This is a genomic window from Gordonia malaquae NBRC 108250, assembly GCF_000344135.1.
Taxonomy (GTDB): Bacteria; Actinomycetota; Actinomycetes; order Mycobacteriales; family Mycobacteriaceae; genus Gordonia; species Gordonia malaquae.
Map to the genome: position 1 here is coordinate 1 of NZ_BAOP01000005.1, position 23,988 is coordinate 23,988.

At 66.0% G+C, this 23,988-nt stretch carries 22 protein-coding genes; 12 read left to right on the plus strand and 10 right to left on the minus strand.

What is annotated here, in order from left to right:
- Positions 1 to 182 precede the first annotated feature (182 nt).
- Both GM1_RS22885 and GM1_RS21510 read left to right on the plus strand, forming a co-directional pair.
- Complete coding sequence (locus tag GM1_RS22885; protein WP_464367272.1) at positions 183 to 608, plus strand: Pycsar system effector family protein; 426 nt, start codon at positions 183 to 185, stop codon at positions 606 to 608.
- Positions 609 to 924: 316 nt separating this feature from the next.
- Positions 925 to 2,370, plus strand: coding sequence for an ATP-binding protein (locus GM1_RS21510; protein ID WP_008376964.1), 1,446 nt, complete (start codon positions 925 to 927; stop codon positions 2,368 to 2,370).
- Between the two features lie 48 nt (positions 2,371 to 2,418).
- Here the strand turns inward: GM1_RS21510 and GM1_RS04715 are convergent, their stop codons facing one another.
- Complete coding sequence (locus GM1_RS04715; RefSeq protein WP_008376965.1) at positions 2,419 to 3,351, minus strand: DUF389 domain-containing protein; 933 nt, start codon at positions 3,349 to 3,351, stop codon at positions 2,419 to 2,421.
- 186 nt (positions 3,352 to 3,537) lie between these two features.
- Here GM1_RS04715 and GM1_RS04720 point away from each other — a divergent pair, with 186 nt between their 5' ends.
- Entirely contained in the window at positions 3,538 to 3,849 is a 312-nt protein-coding gene (locus tag GM1_RS04720; protein ID WP_008376966.1) for a cupin domain-containing protein, read from the plus strand.
- A 46-nt stretch (positions 3,850 to 3,895) separates the two neighbouring features.
- Here the strand turns inward: GM1_RS04720 and GM1_RS04725 are convergent, their stop codons facing one another.
- The gene (locus GM1_RS04725; protein WP_008376967.1) at positions 3,896 to 4,255 is read right to left on the minus strand and encodes a PLD nuclease N-terminal domain-containing protein; all 360 of its coding nucleotides are present in this window, start codon (positions 4,253 to 4,255) and stop codon (positions 3,896 to 3,898) included.
- A 223-nt stretch (positions 4,256 to 4,478) separates the two neighbouring features.
- Between GM1_RS04725 and GM1_RS04730 the strand changes: the two genes are divergently transcribed.
- Positions 4,479 to 5,360, plus strand: coding sequence for an LLM class F420-dependent oxidoreductase (locus tag GM1_RS04730; protein WP_008376968.1), 882 nt, complete (start codon positions 4,479 to 4,481; stop codon positions 5,358 to 5,360).
- Here GM1_RS04730 and GM1_RS04735 read toward each other — a convergent pair.
- From GM1_RS04735 to GM1_RS04745, 3 genes are all read right to left on the minus strand, one after another.
- On the minus strand, positions 5,347 to 5,862 hold the full coding sequence (locus GM1_RS04735) for a nuclear transport factor 2 family protein (protein ID WP_008376969.1): 516 nt from the start codon (positions 5,860 to 5,862) through the stop codon (positions 5,347 to 5,349). The genes GM1_RS04730 and GM1_RS04735 overlap by 14 nt on opposite strands.
- 115 nt (positions 5,863 to 5,977) lie before the next feature.
- Positions 5,978 to 7,486 (minus strand): HNH endonuclease signature motif containing protein, encoded by a 1,509-nt coding sequence (locus GM1_RS04740; protein WP_008376970.1) that lies wholly within the window; start codon positions 7,484 to 7,486, stop codon positions 5,978 to 5,980.
- 225 nt (positions 7,487 to 7,711) lie between these two features.
- Positions 7,712 to 9,829, minus strand: a complete 2,118-nt coding sequence (locus GM1_RS04745) for an MMPL family transporter (protein WP_008376971.1) — start codon at positions 9,827 to 9,829, stop codon at positions 7,712 to 7,714.
- Positions 9,830 to 9,997: 168 nt separating this feature from the next.
- Between GM1_RS04745 and GM1_RS04750 the strand changes: the two genes are divergently transcribed.
- Both GM1_RS04750 and GM1_RS04755 read left to right on the plus strand, forming a co-directional pair.
- A complete protein-coding gene (locus GM1_RS04750) occupies positions 9,998 to 10,387 on the plus strand; it encodes a MarR family winged helix-turn-helix transcriptional regulator (RefSeq protein ID WP_052005321.1) in 390 nt (129 codons plus the stop codon).
- Between the two features lie 195 nt (positions 10,388 to 10,582).
- Positions 10,583 to 11,473, plus strand: a complete 891-nt coding sequence (locus GM1_RS04755; protein WP_008376973.1) for an oxidoreductase — start codon at positions 10,583 to 10,585, stop codon at positions 11,471 to 11,473.
- A gap of 4 nt (positions 11,474 to 11,477) precedes the next feature.
- Here GM1_RS04755 and GM1_RS04760 read toward each other — a convergent pair whose 3' ends face one another.
- Complete coding sequence (locus GM1_RS04760) at positions 11,478 to 12,080, minus strand: VOC family protein (protein WP_008376974.1); 603 nt, start codon at positions 12,078 to 12,080, stop codon at positions 11,478 to 11,480.
- Positions 12,081 to 12,312: 232 nt separating this feature from the next.
- On the opposite strand from GM1_RS04760, the gene GM1_RS04765 reads away from it, so the two are divergent.
- The 3 genes from GM1_RS04765 (at position 12,313) to GM1_RS04775 (ending at position 16,603) form a co-directional block, all read left to right on the plus strand.
- Positions 12,313 to 13,782, plus strand: coding sequence for a hypothetical protein (locus GM1_RS04765; RefSeq protein WP_008376975.1), 1,470 nt, complete (start codon positions 12,313 to 12,315; stop codon positions 13,780 to 13,782).
- Between the two features lie 48 nt (positions 13,783 to 13,830).
- Positions 13,831 to 14,913, plus strand: a complete 1,083-nt coding sequence (locus tag GM1_RS04770) for an ATP-binding protein (RefSeq protein ID WP_008376976.1) — start codon at positions 13,831 to 13,833, stop codon at positions 14,911 to 14,913.
- Between the two features lie 190 nt (positions 14,914 to 15,103).
- Positions 15,104 to 16,603, plus strand: a complete 1,500-nt coding sequence (locus tag GM1_RS04775; protein ID WP_008376977.1) for a hypothetical protein — start codon at positions 15,104 to 15,106, stop codon at positions 16,601 to 16,603.
- Positions 16,604 to 16,635: 32 nt separating this feature from the next.
- Here GM1_RS04775 and GM1_RS04780 read toward each other — a convergent pair whose 3' ends face one another.
- The 4 genes from GM1_RS04780 to GM1_RS22670 are packed head-to-tail and all read right to left on the minus strand — an operon-like array spanning position 16,636 to position 18,645.
- Entirely contained in the window at positions 16,636 to 17,352 is a 717-nt protein-coding gene (locus GM1_RS04780; protein WP_008376978.1) for a 2OG-Fe(II) oxygenase, read from the minus strand.
- Positions 17,349 to 17,960, minus strand: a complete 612-nt coding sequence (locus GM1_RS04785; protein ID WP_008376979.1) for a methylated-DNA--[protein]-cysteine S-methyltransferase — start codon at positions 17,958 to 17,960, stop codon at positions 17,349 to 17,351. The genes GM1_RS04780 and GM1_RS04785 overlap by 4 nt, the downstream gene beginning before the upstream one ends.
- On the minus strand, positions 17,957 to 18,448 hold the full coding sequence (locus GM1_RS04790) for an RNA polymerase sigma factor (RefSeq protein ID WP_008376980.1): 492 nt from the start codon (positions 18,446 to 18,448) through the stop codon (positions 17,957 to 17,959). Before GM1_RS04790 ends, GM1_RS04785 begins: the two co-directional genes overlap by 4 nt.
- Positions 18,449 to 18,468: 20 nt before the next feature.
- Positions 18,469 to 18,645 (minus strand): hypothetical protein, encoded by a 177-nt coding sequence (locus GM1_RS22670; RefSeq protein WP_174316861.1) that lies wholly within the window; start codon positions 18,643 to 18,645, stop codon positions 18,469 to 18,471.
- 268 nt (positions 18,646 to 18,913) lie between these two features.
- On the opposite strand from GM1_RS22670, the gene GM1_RS04800 reads away from it, so the two are divergent.
- The 3 genes from GM1_RS04800 to GM1_RS04810 all read left to right on the plus strand — a co-directional run bounded on the left by GM1_RS04800 (position 18,914) and on the right by GM1_RS04810 (position 23,986).
- Entirely contained in the window at positions 18,914 to 22,315 is a 3,402-nt protein-coding gene (locus GM1_RS04800; protein ID WP_008376982.1) for a pyruvate carboxylase, read from the plus strand.
- Positions 22,312 to 23,073 carry an SDR family NAD(P)-dependent oxidoreductase gene (locus GM1_RS04805; protein WP_008376983.1) on the plus strand — a complete coding sequence of 254 codons (762 nt, stop codon included), beginning with the start codon at positions 22,312 to 22,314 and terminating at the stop codon, positions 23,071 to 23,073. Before GM1_RS04800 ends, GM1_RS04805 begins: the two co-directional genes overlap by 4 nt.
- Positions 23,074 to 23,185: 112 nt before the next feature.
- The gene (locus tag GM1_RS04810; RefSeq protein WP_008376984.1) at positions 23,186 to 23,986 is read left to right on the plus strand and encodes an SDR family NAD(P)-dependent oxidoreductase; all 801 of its coding nucleotides are present in this window, start codon (positions 23,186 to 23,188) and stop codon (positions 23,984 to 23,986) included.
- The last annotated feature ends 2 nt before the right edge of the window (positions 23,987 to 23,988 follow it).

The window sequence follows — 23,988 nt, forward strand, 5'->3', positions numbered from 1 at the left end:
GTACTCCGATTCTCCTTGCTGAGACTCGGAACGGAACCCAGGGCGCTTCAACGCACCCCACGTCGTCGCCCTCGTCCGAGCCGGCAAGACCTTCGAGAAAGGCAAACTCGTCGAATCCGACACCCCATCAACATCGCAAGAGGAGGCCGCCTGAAACAACCTCATCCACAGGTCTTGACAATATCTCCGATACGAAGGCGCCATTTGCACTGACAATTGAGACCGCGCTCCTCGTGGGAGTTATCACGCTGTCGGGCGAGGGGCGGGTGCTCCATGACCTTGGGGGCTGGGCCGTAGTCTGGTACGTCGTTGGCATCCTCCTCTTAGTAGCTAGCGTCCTATGTGCGGCCTGGGTTGTGCGTCCCCGGCTACGGGCCTCCAACCTCGAGGTTGAGGCGCCGGACAACTTTGTCTATTTCGGACACCTGCGGCACCTGACGCCCGAAGCCGTTCAGGATCGGCTCGAGGGCCCGACTCTTCTTCCGGTACTGTCGAAACAGCTCGTGGAGATGAGCAAGATAGCGTGGACAAAGCACCGGCTTGTGCAGTTGTCTATGAGTCTTTCTCCGATTGGCGTTATGGCACTTGGCATATGTGCGACATGCTGACTTGTGTGAGGCGATGCTCGGTCGTCAGAGCAGAGGGGTTGCCGCTGCATGGGCGCCGCAAGAGATCGATCTACGCCAAATGTTCGCCGAAAGTGACTTGGATGGCCGACCACATGGAGAATCAAAATTGACACGACTCATCGAGGCACGCATGTTCTGTCAGACTTCCGGGGGTAGCGCTGCTAATCTCCGCTGCATCTCGACAACTGTCCTCTCGCGCCAGGAGTGGTGACTCGACGGCAGTGGGACAGCGCGAAGCTACATCTAGTTACATAGATCCTTGTAACTTACATCAGCGTGTATGTAAGTTCGTGTCATGATTGACTCCCCTGAAGGTCTGCACGATCTGATCGAGGATCTCCGTCACCAGCAGGGAGACACCACTGACTGCGAGGTGAAGCGGGGTCGCGACGTCGAGTTGCAGATGCTCCAGGATCGCCAGCGGCAGGCCGCTCTAGACACGACTATGTGGGTGCGCGACGACGTTCGTCATGTTCCCGATTCTGGTATCGACGATCTCGACTCGGTCTATGTGGACACGCTGCTGCGAAACGCGCGGAACGCGTCGCCATTCCATCGCGACAAGAGCGACGAGGTCCTTCTGCGGAATCTAGGAGTGGTGGCGAAGAACGGGCTTCTGACGGTCGCGGGGGCATATGTTCTCGCCGAGTACCCTCAGCGTTTCCTGCCGTCGTGGTCCGCAACTGCGGCGGTTCAGCTGCCCACTGGAGCGGGCTCGCGGAACCGCGACTTGCAGCACTTCGAGGGACCACTGCCGGTGATGTTCGCAGAGATCAGAGACTGGGTGGGACGGAACATGCACACCACGATCGGCTATCGGTCCGACGGTGATGCGGTAGACGAATCCGAACTGCCTTCCGTGACGGTCCGTGAACTGATCGGCAATGCGCTCGTTCACCGCGATTTGAGTCCGCACTCGCACGGCAAGAGAGTCGAGGTTCGTCTGACCGGAGACCGGCTCACGGTGTCGAATCCGGGAGGCCTCCGTGGAATCACCACAGCTCAACTAGGGCACCTCGGCGGCAAGCATGCGGTCAATGAAACTGTCTACGCGTTGTGTCAGAAGTTGACGCTTCCCGATGGCGGACGAGTGATCGAAGGCGAGGGTGGAGGTATTCGCGAGGCGCGAGAGCGAATGCGAGCCGCAGGCCTCAAACCGCTGAAATTCCATGACTCCGGGGTGTCTTTCACCGCCGTCGTGTCGCGTCGGCGTCTCCTTTCGGATCGTGATCTGAGCTGGTTGACCACGGCGGTGGCCGGACACAGGCTCACCGAAGAACAACGAGTCATTCTCGCATCGATGCACCACGGCCAAGAGTGGACGAATCGCATGGTGCGGCAAGAGTTCGATCAGATCGACTCGCGAGAGGCGACGTCGCTTCTGCAGGATCTCGTCAGCAGAGGTCTCGCTGTTGTCGCAGGCGAACGTGGCGGTGCACGATATCGACTCTCCGGCACGCTGGATCTCTCCCCGGACGATGTACTCGACGTCGCTGTCGTCTCCGATCAGAGTGAAGCCGCGGCACAACCAGAGTCGAGTCAGCAGAGTGCTGTACCGAACGGCGACGAGGTGGTCGCTCTACTCAGTGACTCTGCTGCCGGTCTCACGGTGGCCGAACTGATTGCTGCGAGCACCTTGACTGAGCGGCAAGTCCGGTACGCGCTCAGTCAACTCAGTGCTGTCGGTGCTGTCTCCGGGCGCGGACATCGGCCGGTGAGGTGGACCGTCGCCTCGCGCTGATATCTATCTATCGAAGATCGCGGATATGGCTCGGGCTGAGGGGCTTGGTCATGAGGCGCGTTTGAGCTGACCCCTGCGGCCGATGCGTTGCAACACCAGCAGGACTACGACTCCGGCGGCGACGATCCCGATCAGATTCACGCTGAGCTGACCGAAAGAGCTCAGCGCGACGTTCCACTTACCGGCGAACATCGCGACGACCGCCAGGCCTGCGGCGGGAACCGTCGTCACTGAGATGAACACTCCGACCAGCACGGTGGAGGTGCTGGTGACGAGAGCCAACATTCCCGCCGCTCCCGCCAGCAGTGCTACTACCAGCGAGAACGGCCCGACCTCGTAGATGAAGTCGAATGCGCGTGCGTTCTCGACATCGCCTGTGCCGATCCACCCGAGGCGTATCCACAGCATGGTGGCCAGTGCAGTGACCACCATCGCTACGGGGAACGAGATGGCCAACGTCCGTGCGGCGCTCCGCATGAGCTCGGCGTCTCGTCGGACGATGCCGACCGCCAGCGCTGCCAGCGGCCGGAACTCGGGCCCAACGACCATCGCGCCGACAAGGGTGAGCTGAGAGGCTGTCGCCATGCCGACCGCTGACAACAGGAACGCAATCGTCAAGAAGACCATGAACACGGGCGTCAGTCGGGCACCTGCGCGCATGTGGGCGAGCAGCTGATCCCACACCACCGCTTCGTCCGAGCGCGTGCGCGATGCGCGGTCAGCTCGGTCCGCGGCGTCAGAGAGAACGGTGCCGGTGGGCTCGATAGTGATGCTGCCCGTTCTTGCGATGTCCAACTCCGTCAACGCACTCAGGACGTCGTTGGCGCAGCCGCGTGTCACATCAGCCTCGATGACGTCACCGGCCGGGTCGACCGAGACGCCGACGGCCAGCGTCACGTGTGTGGCGCCGCGTTCCTCGGTGAGTATGCGCAGAACATGCGATGAGCGGTCACTCGGAGAGGTGACGCGCAGGTGCAACATCGTACGTTCTCCTCCGGTCGGGCGGCGGCGTGACCAGAAGGCACTCCATCGCCCGACAATCGTAGCGAGGTCCGGTATCCGGAGGCGGCCGGAGTGGTAGCCGGCGACCGACGTCAACGACCCTCGCCAGGAATGGGCCGTACGCTGGACCCGGACTGCGCTTCATCGAGCAAGGAGTGAGATCTCGTGCGTTTTTATGCCTCCGCCGAATTCACCGCCGATCGTCCGTGGGGTGCGCTCGACCTTGCGGACATCGGTTCTGCCACGGTCCGGTTGCATTGGACCGATCAGCCGTATGTGTGGCATGTGAACGACGGACCCGAGGTATTCGTTGTCCTCGACGGCGCGGTGGAAATGCATTACCGGGTGGACGGCGACGAGCATGTCGAACGGCTGACTCCGGGAACGGTGTGCTGCGTCGAGGTCGGAGACGAGCACATCGCGCATCCCGCACCGGAAGCGCGGATTCTTGTGGTCGAGCAGGCAGGTAGCGTCTGAGCGTCGCTTACCGCATCGATGAGCCAATGTGCGGGTCGCCCGGGGATCAGTCCGCAGTGGGAGTGCCGTCTGGGTCCTGCTTATCGCGCAGTTCGCGGCCCTTGCGGCGCTGTTCTTCCGCTCGTTCGCGGATCGATCGGAGGAACTCCTCGTCGTCGTCCGGGTTGGACGGCGCCGACCTGCCCGGCCGTTCGTACTCGGGGTAACCCGTGGTCCGGGCGGCTGCGGGGGCGCCTTCCGGGCGGCCGACGAGGAACCACACGAGGGAACCGACGAGCGGCAGCAGGATCACGATGATGAGCCACGCGATCTTCGGCAGATGCCGGACGCGGTACTCCTCGGCCACGACGACGTCGATGAGCGCTATCGCCCAGACCACCAGCACGATCAGACCGAAGTACGGCACCACACACCCCCAGAAGAGACTCTCCCGTCCGATAGTGCCACGTATGCCGGGAACAGGGCGACTCCTGCGCTCACCACGGCGTGGTTCTCCCACCCAGCAGGACCACGCATGGATGTCGACTCGGTGCGTGCGATGCTCGAGGAAACAGTCCGCGATCGGGGAGTGAGTACATGTCCGACCTTGTCCGCCATGATTCGTCAGCGTCGATTCTCGGAGCGATCTGATGTTCGTCGGTCTCGGTCTCCCCGTTGTCACCGCCTATCCGCCGACCACACAAGTCTGGGAGGCCGGTTCGGGCATCGCCGAGTTGGCGACTGTGACGAAAGCTGCTGACCAACTCGGTTATCACCACGTGACGTGCAGTGAACACGTGGCGGTGCCGGTCGACGTCGCCGCCGAACGGGGCGGCGTCTATTGGGATCCGCTCGCGACGTTCGGATATCTGGCCGCAGTCACCGACCGCATTCGATTCGCCACCAGCGTGTTGGTCCTCGGTTATCACCATCCGCTCGAGGTCGCGAAACGCTACGGCACCCTCGACCAGGTGTCCGGTGGACGACTGGTCCTCGGCGTCGGCGTCGGCAGCCTGCGCGAGGAGTTCGAGCTCCTTGACATGCCCTTCGACGACCGCGGCGCCCGTGCCGACGATGCGCTCGCGGCAATCCGGTCGGCGTTCTCCACCGGTACCCCGACGCACGACGGTCCGTTCTACGCGTACGACGACGTGATGGTGGAGCCGCACGCCGTGCAGGACTCGGTCCCGGTCTGGGTCGGTGGACGCACCCGTCGGGCGCTCCGCCGAGCTGTTGACCTGGGTGACGGGTTCAGCCCGTTCGCCTTGACGCCGGAGCAGGTGTCCCAGATGCTGTCGAGCGTCGACCTTCCCGATGGTTTCGACGTCGTCCTCACGAGCGGACTGCTCGATCCGCTCGGTGATCCCGAGGACACCCGCCGCCGGTTGGAGAGTCTGCGCGATGCGGGAGCGACGATCATCACGGCGTCGCTCACCGCATCGAGCCTCGCGCACTACACCGATCAGCTCGCCGAGCTACGGGCCGTCGCCGAATCGACCGGTGCGTGCTTCGACGCGCCTACAGCGCCTTGACGTAGTCGAAGTAGTTCGGAGTCGTGTCTTCGCGGAGGCGACTGAGCCGGCGGTAGCTGATCAGCCAGCGACCGTTCTCCTTGCGGTACTCCTCGTGGTAGTGGCCATATCCGTGGAGATGCTCCTCGTGATCGCCGTTGGTCCACCAGAGCTTGTCCTCCATCGCCCAGATGCCGCGGGCGGTGGTGTCCGACGTCAGTTCGATCTCCGGCATGTGGCCGTGATGCACCGTCGTCACTTTGACGTCGCCGTCGAGGAAGCTGCTGATCGCGGCGGTCAACTTGTCCTTTCCGACGATGCGATTCGACGTGTCACCGGTTTTCGGCTGCTTGTCGGCCGGCAGCCCTCCCCAGGTCTCGGAGACCACATCGTCGGTGTGCAGCGTCGGATAGATCTCCCACTGCTTGTTGTCCATGCAGCGGAGTCGGGCGCAGAACGCCCGCTTGATCTCCTCGATTGCCATGAGCTGGTCGGCGGTGCTGAGAGTGAGTTGAGCAGTCATGGTTTCAACGTGGCAGTGGTGGCTTGCTGCAACAAGCAGTAGTTCCATTCACTGGAAGCGGGCTGAGATGGAGTCCGGAGTCCTGCGAGCATGGCGGTGTCCCCGCCTGACCAGCTCAGGCGGGGTTCCGCACCACGTCGACCCCGGGTGGGGCCGGCGGTCCCGGTGGTGGTGCCGGGATCCGGCAGGAGAGCCACTTCTCGACAGCCGATCCGGACTGGGTTGCCCGGATGGCCGGGAGGAGCTTTTCCGGCTGGAGCGAGTGGTTGACTTTCCACGGCTGGTTCGAGCCGGTGGGCCGCCATCCGACCCGGCCCTTGAACGGGCCAGAGGTGAGGACGGTGGTCTCCCATCCGCCGAGTGTCGTCGCAACACTCCGGTTGTGAGGACCGCAGGCCCCACCCAAATGATCGATATCGGTGGGTCCACCGTCTTGCCAGTCAGGCATGTGATGCGCCTGCGTCCGTGACCACGGGGTGGTGCATCCGGGTGCGGTGCATCCGCGGTCCCGACCGAACAACGCGAGCCGCTGAGCCAGCGATGCCAGACGCTTGCCGCGACCCAGGAACAGGATCTGCGAGGACTGATCCTCGAACACTTCAAGCCACGGCGTCGCATCGGCGGCGATGTCGACCAGATCGGCCACGGGCAGACGGGTGCCAGTCGCGGTGACCGCGACACCCGCGCGGTCTTCTAGGTCCTCGAGCGAGGCCGTCACGACCAGGTGGGCGGGGAGGGCGACGGAGTCGCCGAGCGCGCCGTTCGCCAAAAGGTGGTCGAGCATCGCTTCGAGCGCGTCGTGGTTGCGCTGGGACTGCGACCGCACGTCGCGCTCACGCGCGGCGGCGAGAGCTTCCGCATCTGCACCGTAGGCCGCGCCGCGGGGTGATTCCGGGTCGTCCGGGTTGTTCATCCCTGGCTCTGCCCAGAGGGTGAGGATTGCTTCGAGTTTTGCTCGAAGCGACGGCGACAGTTGCGCCCGGATCTTGGACATCAGCCGCTTGTCCTGCGGTTGGATCGCAAATCCGCGGGTGCGTGCGCGGTCTGCGTCGTCGGTCAGCGACCCGTCGGGGTCGAGGTGTGCCAGGATGCGGCGGCCGACTTCCCGGGTCCCCTCCGGGGTCAACTGCCGGGACAGTTCGGCGAGCTCCTGCTCAGCACGGGCCTTGTCTTCGGCGGGGATGGCGGCGGGGATCTCGTCGATCACGGCGACGATCTCATTGACGTGGTCGACCGACAGGTCGCCATCGGCAACGGCGATGGCGGTGGCCGGCAGGGTCGGGTCGAGCTGATCGCCGGAGTAGTTGTACATCGAGGTGAGTGCCAATGCTGCGGCGACGCGGCGCTTGCTGGCGCCGAGGCCCAGGCGCAGGGTGGCGGTGAGGTACTTGCCCGGCGTCTGGACGCCGGCTTTGCGGTTGGCGCCGCGGGTGGACACCTCCGCGTACAGGCGGGCGCCGATGCCGTCGGACCGGCGATTGGAACGTTCGAAGACCTCGGACATGTCGAGCACGTCGTCGTCGGTCATCGGAGTCAGTGACACCGCGGACAGTTTCACTGATACTGCGTCTTGCAGGCGGGCGAGCTCTAGAGGCGAATCGGGGAGGTCGAAGGTGGTGGTCATGGGGTTCGCCTCCTTTCGATCCGCCCTGTTTGTTATCTCCAATATACAGGAGCGTGTCTGATCACACAATACTTTCGCCTGTGTGTTCTATGGGATTGCTGTATGTGCGGACGCTTCGACTCGCTTCGCGGGTCTTGAGCGAGCCTGCGAGACGAAAGGCGCTCAACGAGCAGGGGGAGGCGCCGTCGCTCAACGATGAGGACGGTTGGGCTCCGGAGCCATGTCCTACGAGCGGGGAGCCTTGGGGCTTTGCTCGGAACGGCTTAGGGGGCTGGGCCACCAGACCTTCTGTCCGATGTCGTGCACCAGGGCCGGGACCAGCAGGGTCCGGACGATCAGGGCGTCGAGCAGCACTCCGAACGCGACGATGAAGGCGATCTGCGCGAGGAAGATCAGCGGAATCACCGAGAGCGCGGAGAAGGTGGCGGCGAGGACGACGCCTGCCGACGTGATCACTCCACCGGTCACGGTCAACGCCTTGATGATTCCCTGGCGCGTCCCGATCTCGAGGGCCTCCTCGCGTGCCCGCGTCATCAGGAAGATGTTGTAGTCGATCCCGAGGGCCACCAGGAACACGAAGGCGAACAGCGGGACGACGGGATCCGCACCGGGGAACCCGAGGATGTGGTTGAACACGATCGACGAGATCCCGAGTGTGGCCGCGAACGAGAGGATCACCGTCGCCATCAGGATCAACGGCGCGAGGATCGAGCGGAGCAGCAGACACAGGATCAGCAGGACGACCAGGCTCACGACGGGAATGATCAGATTCTTGTCGTGTGTTGCGGTGGTCTTCGTGTCCAAGTCGACGGCTGTCGAACCGCCGACAAGGGCATCGGAGCCGTCGACGGACTGGACGGCGTCGCGGAGGCGGACGACGGTGTCCTCTGCGGCGAGCGAATCTGCCGGGTCGGTGAGTTCGGCTCGCAGTGCGGAGCGGCCGTCCACACTCTTGGGAGCACCGCCGGCGTCGCTGACCGGGGTCACGGCGGCGACTCCGTCGACGCCTGCCGCAGCTTTCTGAACTGCGGCGACTGTTTCCGAGCTCGTGATGATGAGCGCGGGGGACCCGGCGTCCGCGTTGAAATGCGCTGAGAGGACTTCCTGACCTCGTTGTGAGTCGACGGTGACGAGGAACGTGTCCGACTGGGCGACGCCGTCGGCCTTGAAGGACGGCATGAGGGCGGCGAAAATGCCGAGCAGAAGCGCGCAGGCCACCCAGATCGTGCGCGGACGGCGCGAGACCTGCCGCGCGAGCGCTGCCCAGATGCGGTGAGACTGCTCGGCATCGGCAGGTCGTGACACCGTGTGGACAGGAGTCCGCGGCCAGAAGGCGCGCTGTCCGATGAGCGCGAGGACCGCGGGCAGGAATGTCATCGACGCGATCAGCGACGCCGCGATTCCGATGGCGGCGACCGGCCCGAGGCTGCGGTTCGAGTTCAGATCCGACAGCAGCAGACACAGAACGCCGGCGATCACGGTGCCCGCTGACGCGGCGACCGGTTCGATGGTCGCCCGCCATGCGGTGCGCATCGCGTCGTACTTGTCGTCCGTTGTGGAGAGTTCCTCCCGGTAACGGGCGACGAGCAGGAGTGCGTAATCGGTCGCGGCGCCGAACACCAGGATGAAGAGGATGCCCTGGCTCTGGCCGTTGAGCGTGATCGTGTCGGTGGACGCGAGCCAGTACACGACCGCACTGGCCAGAGCGAGCGCAAAGATCGCCGACAGGATGACGACGAACGGAAGGATGGGACTCCGGTACACGACGATGAGGATCAGGATCACGACGATGCCTGCCACGAGCAGGAGGAGCCCGTCGATTCCGCCGAACGCTTCGGTCAGGTCTGCGGCGGTTCCCGCGGGGCCGGTCACATACATGGACAAGCCGTCGGGCGCGCCCGTGGCGAGCACCTCGCGCAACTCTTCGACGACGGCCGCGACGTCGCTCGTCGAATCGATCGGAACGACGACTCGCGCGGCTGCGCCGTCCTGCGACTGCACGGCGGCTGAGGCGGCTCGAACGGCTTGGTTCGCGTCGGCTGCGCCGGCGGTCGCCGTCTGTAGGAAGTCGATGTCGGCGGGGGTGACTCCAGAATCGCGTGACGCGGCGATGATCGCCGGGACGCTGGTGCTGTCGATGAATGACGATTCGAGCTCCGCCACCTCGGTTGCTTCTGCAGACGCAGGTAGAAATGACGAGTTGTCGTTGGTCTGAACGTCGCCGAGGCGGCCGGCGAACTGTCCGCCCATCGATCCGACGATGAGCCAAACGATGATCAAGAGTGCGGGGATGAGCCATCGTTTGCGACTCGTCGGCTGTTCTGTGTCTGCGAGGTCGGGCACGGAGTCCTCCGAGATCGTCGTGGGGCCGCGATGTGTCGTGCTCACGTACCGCAATTAAAGCTCAGTCTACTGAGTAATTCAACGGTCCGAATCCCGCGCCCGTTCGGAGGTAGGTTGATCGGCGTGAACGATGGATACGCAGGGTGGCCGACCGGGCGGTTGCTCTCGATGGCGGCGCGCCTGGTGGAGCACGAATGGGAGAGTGTGCTCCGCGAGTACGACATGTCGAGCGCCGGCCTCGTGGTGTTGCACACCGTCGCCGCCGGGCCGTCTTCGCAGCGTGAGATCGCGCGGGCCGCCAGGGTGACCGACCAGACCGCGAGCCACACGATCGAACGGCTCGTGCGCAGTGGATACGTCACGCGGGAAGTCGATCCCGGGGATCATCGTCGCAGGGTTGTCGCCGCGACTGCCGCGGGCCGCACTGTCTACGAGTCGCTGGTGGAACGGGAACGCACGGATCCTCGCCTGATCGCCGCGATCGGCGACTCCAAGGCGGAACTCCGCGCGATACTGCTCAAGCTCATCGAGATGCAGAGTGAGGGTGAATCGCCCTAGGGCGATCCGCCGAACGGCCGAATTCATGCCGTTCGGTGGACATCGTCGCCGCCCGCCGCCTACGGTACCCACCAGTTGATCGATCGATCGATTGGCTGTTCGCCTCATAGGCGTCGGCCGGTGACTCGGGTCCGTGGGGGGCCCGAGTCATCGTCGGCCGATGACAGGCGTCGCGATGAGTGATAGCAAGGATTGATGACCAGCGATGCGATGACGTGGACATCCGACGACCTTCCCGACTTCACCGGTCGGACGGTGATCGTCACCGGCGCGAACAGTGGGCTGGGTCTGGTGGCGGCTCGGGAGTTCGCGCGAGTCGGTGCGCACGTAGTCCTCGCTGTCCGTGACACGACCAAAGGCGAGAAGGCCGCGGCATCTCTGAGCGGACACACCGACGTCCGACGCCTCGACCTCGCGGACCTTTCGTCGATCCGCGACTTCGCGCGCGACTGGAGCGGCGACATCGCCGTCCTGGCGAACAATGCGGGTGTGATGAATGTGCCCGAGTCGCGGACCGCGGACGGGTTCGAGATGCAGATCGGCACCAACCACCTGGGTCATTTCGCCCTCACGAATCTGCTGCTTCCGCACGTCACAGACCGAGTCGTCACGATGTCGTCGATGATGCACCGCAGTGGCCGAATCGACCTCGCCGATCTCAACTGGGAACGGCGCGGCTACAACAGGGCGACCGCGTACGGGCAGTCGAAACTCGCCAACCTGCTGTTCTCGCTCGAGTTGCAGCGCAAGCTGACCGCCGCCGGGTCGACGGTCCGATCGATTGCCGCCCATCCCGGCTACGCGGCCACCAACCTGCAGACCCGCACCGGTAATCCGGTGTTCGACTGGGGTGGACGGATCGGCAACAAGGTGATCGCACAGTCGGCTGAGGCGGGGACGTGGCCGATGCTGTTCGCCGCGAGCCAGGACCTGCCGGGCGGATCGTACGTCGGACCCGACGGGCTCAACGAGATGCGCGGTCACCCGGCGCTCGCGGGCCGCACCGCCCGCGCGAGCGACCTCGATCTCGCGACGAAGTTGTGGGACCTGTCGGCGGAGCTGACCGGCGTCTCGTTCGCCCTCTGACGCCCTATACCCAGGCGAAGCCGTCGGGGTCGGTGAACGCGCCGGCGTCGGACGACACGAGGAGGCGATGGGACCCGTTGCCGTCAGCGGGCACGCCGGCGTTCTTGGCGGTGGCCTTGCGGCTCTGCAGTGCGAGGGTGATCTGTCCGTCGCCCTTCTCGAATTCGACGTACTTGCGGCCGAAGCTCTTCGCGACGGTCAGGCCCTTGTCGACGTAGAACGCCTTCGTGGCCGCCACATCGGACGCGCCGAGCAGCAGGACGATCGAGTCGACGACGCCCAGAGGCGCTCCGGTGGCCTTCTTCGTCGACGATGCGAGCGTCCACACGGTGCCGTCGGGCGCCTCGAGGGTCGCGCCGTACCCCCAGAGGGACTTCGACGCGGGCTTGACGATCTTCGCCCCTGCGGCGACGGCGGCGTCGAAGAACCCGTCGACCACGCCGGCGTCGGCGACGACGAGGGAGACTGCGAAGCCGCGGAAGCCCGATGACGGTTCGTCGGAGTGCTCGACGCGGAGCAGGTCGCCGAGGCCGAAGGCCGAGTTGTAGAAGGTCCGCGTCGCGTCGACGTCGGATGCGGTGATGGTGAGTGTGTTGATCGATGTCATGGGAAGAACGCTACGGCGGTCTGCGCGACTCCCGCTTCTCGAAAACTGATCGATGCGGGCTGCAGTTTCGTGACGCTCGACGCCGCTCTCTGGCACAGATTTGCCGTTAGTCCGAACAGATGATTAATTTCGTGTCGAAACTGCCGTCTCATTGCGCAGAACGGTCCTCGGCGTGGCTAGATACAGAGCGGTCGCGTGCTTGCCGCACGCTGGTGAGTCGGGAGAACTTCACGTGATTACGTTCGGTAAGACGGCACGCGCACGGGCGCTGCGAATCGGAACAGCCGCGATGGTGTGCGGACTGTTGGTGGTCGGCACCACGCAGAGCACGGGCGGCGTTCCGTCGGCGTCGGACCGCGCCTCGGTGATCGACCTTCCTGAGCAGATTCCGGTCGACAGGGCGACCACAGCCGATGAGGAATCCGATGCGCCGACGTCGCCCCGGAAGACACGTCCGACGGTGACGTCCCCGGACGGTACCGTGTGCGCGCCCGGCCGGTCGGCGACCCTCGGCGTCGTCTTCAGCGCGGTGTTCGACTCGTTCCTTCCGCAGATACCCGCGCAGCATCGTGCCGCGGCACAGGCGGCGAAGACGAACGCGCTGTCCGGCCTGCATCAGATGACGATCTCCGATCTCGCGATCTCGATGCACCCCTCGGACCTCGGTGCGTCCGACGATGCGCCGATCAACACCTATCGCGATCCGATCTCGCAGTGGATCGTGACGCAGCTGATGAACGTCAAGGACGGCGACGCCGGTCGGCCGATTCGCGTCGACAACCTCACGGTGTCGCAGGCGGTGGAGACGGCGTGGTTGTACTTCTACCTGACCGCCGTCATCCCGCTGACGATGGCCAAGGACACGATGCCGACGTTCTACTCAGTCGGCCCGACGTCGCTCGGCACCCTGATCACCCTTCCGATCACCATCGGCACGGCCGGAATGAAGCTGTTCTACAAGGCGATCAGCAATGCGGTGGTCGACCGCTGCACCGCGCAGATGACCCCGGCGCAGATCGAACAGGCGGGCAGGCCCGACCCCGACCTGGCCTTCACCTCGCAGGTTCCGTCGATCATCGCCGACATCGCAGGTCAGGTGTCGATCGCCGAACCCGGAACGTGTCCCGCCGTCGCCGACATGTCCCTGGGGCGCGTCGTCGAACGGACCTCCGAGTACCTCCAGGCGGTCGCGCCGAACCGCGGCACGGCAGCCGAGGTCAAGAACCGGATCCGCGGCCTGAAGCAGTTCATGAAGACCACGCTGGTGCCCCACAACCTGATCCCCGCGGATCCCGCAGACTTCTCGACAGTCGAGACCCTGCTGTCGTACGGGCTCGGCGTGGCGCCGTACGCGGGCGGTGCGCTCACCGACATGCTCGTCGGGTTGGCACACAATCTCGCGAAGGGCGACAAGCCCGGTGAGATGGTCCCGATGTGGGACCTGACGGTCACCAAATCGCTCACGGCCGCGTACTTCGCGTACGCGCTGACCACTCAGGTGATCTCACTGATTCAGGATCAGGTCGCGTCGGGACTCGCCGCGACCATGGGCGGCGTCGACCTGATGCCGCGGATCAAGGGTGTGATCAACGCTCCGAACACGTACGGACTGGTCGTCTTCCACAACGTCCTGCGGTCGATCTGTCTCGACGAGGATCGGACGACCGTCGCCGGTACCGCTGTGTCGGCCACGCGGTGGTGAACTGAGCGGACGGCCCCTAGGCGGCGCGACGAACGCTACGATCCCGGCATGTCGACTCATCTCCCGATCGGAACCCACCTCGACTCCGAGACCGCCGCGTCGCTGCTGGCTCACCGGTTGAATCGGCACACCTTCTGGTGTGGCCAGAGCGGTTCAGGAAAGACGTACGCGCTCGGTGTGCTCCTCGAGCAGGTGATGCTTCACACCGAGTTGCCGATCGTCGTTCTGGACCCGAACTCCGACTTCACCGAACTCGGCTCCGTCCGCGCTGACGCCCCGGAGGATGCGTCGGCGGAACTGGCCCGACGCACCGTCCGAGTGCTCCGGCCGGGTGACGGCGCGGAGAACCCGCTGAAGGTCCGGTTCGTGGACATGGACATCAGGTCGCGGTCGGCGATCCTTCAACTCGACCCGATCCGGGACGCGGACGAGTTCAACACGATGATCAGATCGGCCGCCGCAGGTCTGCCCGACATGGACGAACCGCTCGTCGAGTGGCTGCGGAGAAGCGGGGACGAGCAGTTTCTGCGAATCGCGGTCCGTTTGGAGAACCTCGGCGTGGCCGACTGGGACCTGTGGGCGTGGGGGCAGCCGGACGTCACCGATGCGATCGCGGAACGGGCTGATGCGACCGTTGTCGACCTCGGATCGTTCGGGACGCCAGAGGAGTCGCAGGCGACCGCGCTGGCCGTCTTGGACAACCTGTGGGCGCACCGCGGTCAGCGTGTGGGCCGACTAGTCGTGATCGACGAAGCGCACAATCTCTGCATGCCCAACCCGTCAACGCCGCTGGAGAGGCTGCTCACCGACCGGATCGTGCAGATAGCCGCCGAGGGCCGCAAGTACGGGATCTGGCTGCTTCTCTCGACGCAGCGCCCGTCGAAGGTCCATCCGAACGCCCTGTCGCAGTGCGACAACCTCGGGTTGATGAAGATGAGCTCGGCGCTCGACCTCGCTGAGTTGGGGCAGGTCTTCGGTTACGCCCCGCCGACCCTCCTCGATCGTTCGCCGTCGTTCGGCCAGGGACAGGTGCTCTTCGCCGGCGGGTTCGCGCCGACTCCCCAGATCGTCCAGGTCGGTGCTCGTCTCACTCACGAGGGCGGATCGGATGTCGCGGTCCCACTGCGGTGACCACTGGGATGACTATGTGAGACCCGCGCGGCGGTCGACGGCACGATTTCGACCGGCCGACGCCAGACTCGGGCCGTGTGTGTGTCAGCACTGAGCCGCAGGCGTTGTGATCGACGTAACTCGTGGCTGAATGTACTCGTGGACGTCGCATGGTCATGCGTGACGTCGTGAGTAGAGGGTTTGTAGTCCAGTGGCAATTAGTCGTCTCCTGTCGTCGCGGGTGATCCGCGTCGGCGGCGCCCTTCTCGCGAGTTCCGTCATCGTCATGAGCGTCGGGCAGAGCAATCCGGTGCCCGCTCGTGATCTGACGGCGTCCGTGGAGACGGCAGCGGCCGCGATGGAGGAGAGCCCGGCCGCTGTCACCACCCCCGGCGGGGTCGACACGCTCACCAAGCAGCACGCGGCGGAGGACGGCGAGCCCACGTCGCCGACGCACCCGGCGAAGCCGGACGCCGGGAGCTCGGGCACCGGATCGTCCGACACCGGCTCGACGGGCACCGGGTCGTCTGACAACAGCACGTCCGACCAGAGCTGTGTCGGCGCGGAGACTGCGACCTTCGGTGCTGTGGTCCGAGCGGTGTTCGACTCGTTCACGCCGTTCCTTCCGCCCGCGCAGCGTGCCGAAGCCGAGACGGTCCGGGCGTCGGTGCTCGCCGATCTGCGCAGCATGGAGATCTCGACGCTCGCGGTGTCGACGCATCCGAGGGGCCTCGGCGCGTCGGAATCGGCCCCCATGAACACGCATCGGGACCCGATCTCCCAGTGGCTCGTGACGCAGCTGATGAACGTCAAGGAGGGCCGGTACGCTCAGCCGATCACGCTCGACAATCTGACGATCAGCCAGGCAGTCGAGACCGCGTGGCTGTACTTCTACCTGACCGTGTTGATTCCGTCGTCGGTGCTCAACGACATCGCGCCGGTCCTGCTGGCGGCCGGCCCGGCGAGCAGCATCACCCTGATCACGATGCCGTTGTCACTCGGCGCACAGGGCATGTCGCTGCTGTACTCGAAGGTCAGCGACGCGATCATCGGCCGGTGTCTGGTGAAGATGACGCCGGACGAGATCTCCCGCGCGGGCAAACCCGACCCGGACCTGCAGTTCACCACCGAGGTCCCGGCGATCATCCAGTCGATCGCCGACCAACTCGCGATCGCCGAGCCGTCCACCTGCCCGTCGGTCTCCGACCTCTCGCTCGGTCGGATCGTCTCGCTCACGTCGAAGTTGCTGCAGGCCAACGCCCGCGACGAGAAGACAGCGAACCGGATCGCGACGGTCACTCGCGGCCTGGAGAGGTTCCTCGGCGCCACCCGGGTTCCCGAAGGAACCGACCCCGGGCCGTCGGAACTCGAGAAGATCATCGACATCGGCTTGGAGAACGGCTCGTCGGACAATCCTGAGCTCGCCGAGATCCTCGGGGTCGCGAAGCTCCTGGGCCGCGGCGTCGGTCTGGCGCAGACGATCACCCTCGCTGACGTGACGGTGGCGAGTGCAAAGCTCGCTGCCGACATCGCGGCGCAGGTGATCACGTTCGTCCTCACCACGATCGACGACGCGACGGTGTCGCCCCTGTTCTCGTCGGCGCTCGGCATCGAGCTGCTGCCGCACGTCGGTGGATTCCTCACCACGTACGGGCTGAACGTTCTGCTCAACCTGATGTCGTCGCTGTGTCTGGAGATCGAGCGTTCCTGATCGTTCTCGCTTCAACCGATTCGGCGGTGCTCTCACGCGGCGTCGTGGAAGACGAGGGCGAGGGTGTGGCGCTCGCCGGATCGGACGGCGGACACTCCGTGGCGGACCGGTGCCGCGGACCATCCGCGGGCCGATCTCACTGGGCGGTCGCGTGTGGTGAACACGTATCCGTGCCCTAGCGGAAGTTGCGTGCTGGTGCCTCGCGACTGTGCGCGGGGTCGTTGTTCGACGAGCAGGAACTCGCCGCCGGTGTGGTCCACGCCGGGCTCGTTGAGGTTGATCACCACTTGCAGCGGGAACACGAGGTCGCCGTAGAGGTCGCGGTGCAGTGCGTTCCAGTCACCGCGCCCGTACCGCAGGACGATCGCCGTCGACTTCGTCTGACCGGCGTCGTGGCACTGCGTGAGCCATTCGTCGAGGGTGTCCGGCCACGGTGTGGGTCGCCCTAGCCGGGTCCACCAATCACGGGCGATCGGCAGCAGCCGCGGGTACAACGCCTGCTTGAGCTGCTCGACGGGCTCCGGATAGGGGGACTTCAAGTACCGGTACTGGCCGTCGCCGAATCGGTGCCGTGCCATGTCGACGGTGCTGCGAAAGAGTCCGTCCTCGACGTACAGGTCGCGGATCCCAGCCGCTTCCTCGCGGGTGAGCAGTTGGGGAAGGAGTGCGCCGCCGAACTCGTCGAGTTCGGCGGCGACGGCGTCCCAGTCCGCCGAGTCGACCCGCTCGCCCCAGGTCTGGGAGCTCATGCTGCCGCCTCCATCTCCAGGAGCGTCGTCTTCGCTTCCAGACCACCGATGTATCCGCCGAGCGAGCCGTCGGTGCGCAGCACCCGGTGGCACGGGACGACCACCGGCAGCGGGTTGGTCGCGCACGCTGTGCCGACCGCCCGGACGGCGTTCGGGTTGCCGACCATCAGCGCCATCTCCTTGTAGCTGCGGGTTTGGCCGTAGTCGATGTCGGGAAGGTGCTGCTGCACGAGTCTGCGGAATCCGCTCGACAACGACAGGTCCAAGGGCAGGTCGAACCGGTGGCGGCGGCCTGCGAAGTACTCGTCGAGTTCGCGGGCGGCCGGGTCGAGACGGGCCGGGGCCCGCATGATCCGTGGGCTGACCTTCTCCGCGAGCGCGGTCAGCACCGCGTCGTGATCCTCAACGGCGAACGCCACCCGCACCAGGCCGGTCGGTGTCGCGGCCAGCAGCAGGTCGCCCACCGGGGAGTCGACGACGGTGTAAGCGACATCGAGAAGTCCTTCAGCGGCCGCGTCTGCCTCCAGTCGGGAGTGCAGTCGTGCCAGTAGGTCGGCGGTGATCGGCGCGCTTGCGGCGGCGACGGCGTCGTGGTCGGTGTTGTTCATGATCGTGCTCCTTTCACGGTCGCGCCCGGATAGGTCTTTCGCAGCTTCTTCATGCCATCGGCCGAGGCTCGGCGGGCGGCGTCGACGGTGCCGCCGATGACGGCGGCGATCTCGGCGTATGACATACCCGCCAGATAGCGCAGGGTGATCGCTCGACGTTGCCGATCCGGCAGTCGTCCGACGTGCTCCCACACCTCGCCGTCGACCGCTCCGGGGACACCGAGTGCAGTCGGCGCGTCGGGGAGTTCCTCGGCGGGTACCGGGTTGCGTGCGGCGGCGCGGTGGACGTCGATCGACTTGCGCCTGGCGATCGTGACCAGCCACGCCTCGACGTTCGCGGTGTCGGGCAGGTCGGGGTAGGCGCACATCGCGGACAGGAACGTCTCCGACCAGGCGTCATCGGCGTCGTGGAGCCCGAGGATCGACCGGCACACTCGTAGGACGGTCTCCCCGTGCTGCTGCACGACTTCCTCGAACGGCTTCTTCATCGTGAATGTCATTCTCGTCGTCAGAACAGATGTCCGGCAACGGCCGACGCGGGCCCGTCCAACTCCACCAGCGCCTGCTTACGCTCGAGTCCGCCCGCGTACCCGGTCAACGACGTGGTCGTCTCCCCTCGCGGAACGTCGGCGACGATCGTGACCTGCCCGAGAGACGTGCTCGACTCGATGTGTCGAATGCTCATCGCTGGTCCCTTCATCGTGGTTTCTACTCGGTAGACGGACGCCGGCGACCGAATGTGAGATCGGCTCAGGCCAATACATGGAGCGTTCCTGAACGTTCTATGACAAAAACAGATCGTCAGTCTCAATGAATCGGACTGTGACCTACGGTGGCCGCCACTACGTTTGACGATGACGTGGTGCACCAATCCGCCGCGGCATGCTCCCGACGCTCCCTGCCGAACCCTTCACGGGGCGTCGCACGACGATGATCAAAGGAACACCGATCCGATGACCACCCAGAACTTCGCCAAAGTCCTCGTCGCCAACCGCGGCGAGATCGCGATCCGCGCCTTCCGCGCCTCCTACGAACTCGGCATCAAGACTGTGGCCGTGTTCCCGTACGAGGACCGCAACTCCGGACACCGGACCAAGGCCGACGAGTCGTACCAGATCGGCGAACCCGGCCATCCCGTCCGCAACTACCTGGACATCGGTCTCATCATCGATGCGGCCAAACAGGCCGGCGCAGATGCAATCTACCCGGGATACGGCTTCCTGTCGGAGAACCCCGACCTCGCCGCGGCATGTGAGGCCGAGGGCATCACCTTCGTCGGGCCGCCGCGCGAGGTGCTCGAACTGACCGGCAACAAGGCACGGGCGATCGCCGCCGCGAAGGCGGCCGGACTCCCGGTGCTGCCGTCGTCCGAGCCGTCGACCGACGTCGACGAGCTGCTGCGTGTCGCCGAGACCATGACGTTCCCGATCTTCGTCAAGGCCGTCGCAGGCGGTGGCGGACGCGGGATGCGTCGTGTGGAGAAGTTGTCCGGACTCCGTGAGGCCATCGAGGCCGCATCGCGCGAGGCGGAGTCGGCGTTCGGTGACGCGACGGTGTTCCTGGAGCAGGCCGTCATCAACCCGCGGCACATCGAGGTGCAGATCCTCGCCGACACCCACGGCGACGTCATCCACCTCTTCGAACGCGACTGCTCGGTGCAGCGACGTCATCAGAAGGTCGTCGAGCTGGCGCCTGCGCCGAACCTCGATCCGGCACTGCGCGAGAAGATCTGCGCCGACGCCGTCGCCTTCGCCAGGCAGATCGGCTACAGCTGCGCGGGCACCGTCGAATTCCTCGTCGACGAGCGTGGTCACCACATGTTCATCGAGATGAACCCGCGCATCCAGGTGGAGCACACGGTCACCGAGGAGATCACCGACGTCGACCTCGTGCAGTCGCAGCTGCGCGTGGCCGCGGGCGCGACCCTCGCCGAACTCGGTCTGACGCAGGAGTCGATCGTGATCCGCGGCGCCGCACTGCAGTGCCGCATCACCACGGAAGACCCGGCGAACGGATTCCGACCGGACACCGGGCGCATCACCGCCTACCGCAGCCCCGGCGGCGGCGGCATCCGCCTGGACGGCGGGTCCGCACTGGGCGCGGAGGTCGGGGCCTACTTCGACTCGATGCTCGTCAAACTCACCTGCCGCGGTCGTGACTTCGAATCGGCCGTCGCCCACGCGCGTCGCGCCGTCACCGAGTTCCGTATTCGCGGCGTCTCCACCAACATCCCGTTCCTGCAGGCACTGCTCGACGATCCCGACTTCCGAGCAGGTCACGTCACGACGTCGTTCATCGAGGAACGCCCGCACCTGCTGACGTTGAACGCGTCGGCCGACCGGGCGTCGAAGATCCTGTCGTACCTCGCCGACGTGACCGTGAACCTGCCCGACGGTCCCCGTCCGAAGACCGGCCGGTCCACGGAGAAGCTTCCTGCCGTGGATCTCACGGTCGAACCGCCTGCCGGTTCCCGGCAGCGACTCCTGGAACTCGGCCCGGAGGGCTTCGCGAAAGCACTGCGCGAGCAGTCGGCACTCGCGGTCACCGACACCACGTTCCGCGACGCGCACCAGTCGCTGCTCGCGACGCGGGTCCGGACGTCGAGCCTGACCGCGGTCGCGCCGCACGTGGCACGACTGACGCCGGAACTGCTGTCGATCGAGGCGTGGGGCGGCGCGACGTACGACGTCGCTCTCCGCTTCCTGAAGGAGGACCCGTGGGACCGGCTCGCGCAGCTGCGTGAGGCCGTCCCGAACATCTGCCTGCAGATGCTGCTCCGCGGCCGCAACACCGTCGGGTACACGCCGTACCCGGAGTCGGTGACGCGTGCGTTCGTCGCCGAGGCTGCGTCCACCGGCATCGACATCTTCCGCATCTTCGACGCCCTCAACAACGTCGACCAGATGCGACCCGCGATCGACGCGGTCCGCGAGACGGGTACGACGATCGCGGAGGTCGCCATGAGCTACACCGGTGACCTCGCGGATCCCGACGAGAAGCTCTACACGCTCGACTACTACCTGCGCCTGGCGGAGCAGATCGTCGACGCGGGCGCGCATGTCCTCGCCATCAAGGACATGGCGGGACTTCTGCGCCCGACGGCCGCGACGAAGCTGGTCACTGCGCTGCGGTCGGAGTTCGATCTGCCGATTCACGTTCACACGCACGACACTCCCGGCGGTCAGCTCGCGACGTACCTCGCCGCGTGGCAGGCGGGCGCCGACGCGGTCGACGGCGCGAGTGCCCCGATGTCGGGCACCACGAGCCAGCCGTCGCTGTCGGCGATCGTCGCGGCAGCGGCGCACAGTGACCGCGACACGGGTATCAGCCTGGACGCGGTCTGCGACCTCGAGCCGTACTGGGAGGCGCTGCGCAAGGTGTACGTGCCGTTCGAGTCGGGTGTCCCGTCGCCCACCGGTCGCGTGTACACGCACGAGATCCCCGGCGGTCAGCTGTCGAACCTGCGGACGCAGGCCGCGGCGCTCGGCCTGGCCGACCGGTTCGAGGAGGTCGAAGCCAAGTACGCGGCCGCCGACCGTCTCCTCGGCCGCCTGGTGAAGGTGACGCCGTCGTCGAAGGTGGTCGGTGACCTCGCCCTGGCGCTTGTCGGATCGGGCGTCAGCGTCGACGACTTCGCCGCCGACCCGGCACGCTACGACATCCCCGATTCGGTGATCGGCTTTCTGCGCGGTGAGCTCGGCACCCCGGTCGGCGGCTGGCCGGAACCGTTCCGCACTCGCGCACTCGCCGGTCGCAGCGAGGCCAAGCCGCAGACCGAGCTGACGGCCGAGGACGAGGCCGGCTTGGCAGGTGACTCGGCGACACGCCGCGCGACGCTCAACCGGCTGCTGTTCCCCGGCCCGACCAAGGAATACCTCGCGCACGTGGAGCAGTTCGGCGACACGTCGCGTCTGTCGGCGGGGCAGTTCTTCTACGGTCTGCGCAGTGGCCAGGAGAGTCGCGTCGAACTGTCGAAGGGTGTGAACCTGCTGATCGGCCTCGAGGCGATCTCGGAACCGGACGAGCACGGGATGCGAACGGTGATGTGCATCCTGAACGGTCAGCTCCGGCCGGTCGCCGCACGCGACCGGTCCGTCGCCGCCGACATCCCGGCCGCCGAGAAGGCCGACAAGAACGATCCCGGCCACGTCGCCGCGCCGTTCGCCGGCGTGGTCACGCTGTCGGTCGCAGAAGGCGACACTGTGGAGGCCGGTGGCCAGATCGGCACCATCGAGGCGATGAAGATGGAGGCCGCGATCACCGCCCCGCGTGGTGGTGTGGTCAGCCGCACCGCGATCACCAAGGTGGCGCAGGTGGAGGCGGGCGACCTGCTCGTCGCACTCCGCGATGAGTGAACGCCCACGTCGACTTGATCGTCGTCGGTCGGTCGACCACCAAGCTCGCCGCGGTGGCCGACCAGACCGGCGCGGCCGTGCTCAGCGCCGACTTCTGTGTGCTCGACGACGTGCGTCGTCTCGCGGCGGACATCGTCGAGCGGACCGACTCGATCGACGTGCTCCTGAACAACGCGGGCGGCACGTTCCACCCCGGTGACCGCACCGCCGACGGATTCGAACCGAACTTCCAGGTGAATCATCTCGCCGGTTATCTGCTGACGAATCTGCTGCATGGGCGGCTGGCGGCGGCGTCGGCTGGTGCGCTGGTGGTCAACACCTCGAGCATCGGGAATCTATGGGGGAGGGTTGATCTCACCGATCTCGACGGACGCCGGCGACAGATCGGCCAGCCACGGGCGTACGGCAGCAGCAAGCTGATGAACATCTTGTTCGCGCGGGGGATCGCCCAACGGTGGGCGGGCGATGCGATCGTGGCGGCCGCCGTCCACCCCGGCGCCGTCGCGACGAGCTTCGGTCGGGACTCGAAGTGGGTCGATCTCGCCTACCGTTCACCGTTGCGGCATCTGGGGCCGATCACGCCGGAGAAGGGCGCGCAGCCGCTGATCGCGTTGGCGAGGCGGGGCGCGGACCCGGTGGTCAACGGCGTGTACTTCCATCGAAACCGCCCGAACGGGCCGCAGTCACGTCAAACGCGGAACCAGCGCCTGGTGGACGGGCTGTGGGAGGAGTCGAGCGAGTTGGTCGGACTTCGCTGATCGGACGGGTCGGGACGCCTCCCGCTGGACGGGAGATTCTGCGACGGTGTGCGCGCTTCTGGGCGAGACTTGGCGTCCACGCACGTTGCCTCAGCCGTAGAAGGAGCCCACCATGTCCGCAGTTGTTCCCGCCCGTTTCGACGGTCGCCGAGTTGTCATCACCGGGGCCGGATCCGGGATCGGTCAGGCGACGGTGCTCCGCGTCCTCGCCGAGGGCGGCTCCGTCGTCGCCGCCGACGTCAGCGAAGCGGGTCTCGCGGACACCGTCGCCAAGGCGGGCGACGCCGCAGGCCGTCTCACCACCGTGGTCATCGACGTCTCCGACGAGGCGTCGGTGACCGCAGGTGTCGCCGCCGCCCGCGAGGCGCTCGGAGGCATCGACGCCCTGGTCAACGCCGCGGGCATCCTCCGGTCCTCGCACACGCACGAGACGTCGCTCGCGGACTTCGAGCTGGTGCTGCGAGTGAATCTCGTCGGCACCTTCCTGATGATCCGGGAGTCGCTGCCCGCTCTGATCGAGTCGGACGACGCTGCTGTGGTCAACTTCAGTTCCACGTCGGCCATGTTCGCGCACCCCTACATGTCGGCGTACGCGGCGTCGAAGGGCGGAATCCAGTCGATGACGCATGCACTCGCAGCCGAGTACGCGAAGCAGGGAGTCCGCTTCACCGCGGTCCAGCCGGGATCGATCTCGTCGGGCATGACCGACGGCAGTGGTGAGAGCGGCGCAAGCCGTGGCCCGGGACTGCCGGAGGACGCGGACATGATGCTCTTCGCGAAGCTCGCTCCGGCCCTCGGCCAGGGGTTCGCCGGACCCGAGACCGTCGCAGGTGTGGTGGCTATGCTCGCGAGCTCCGACGGTGCGTTCATCACCGGCACCGAGGTGCGTGTCGACGGAGGCACACACTTCTGACC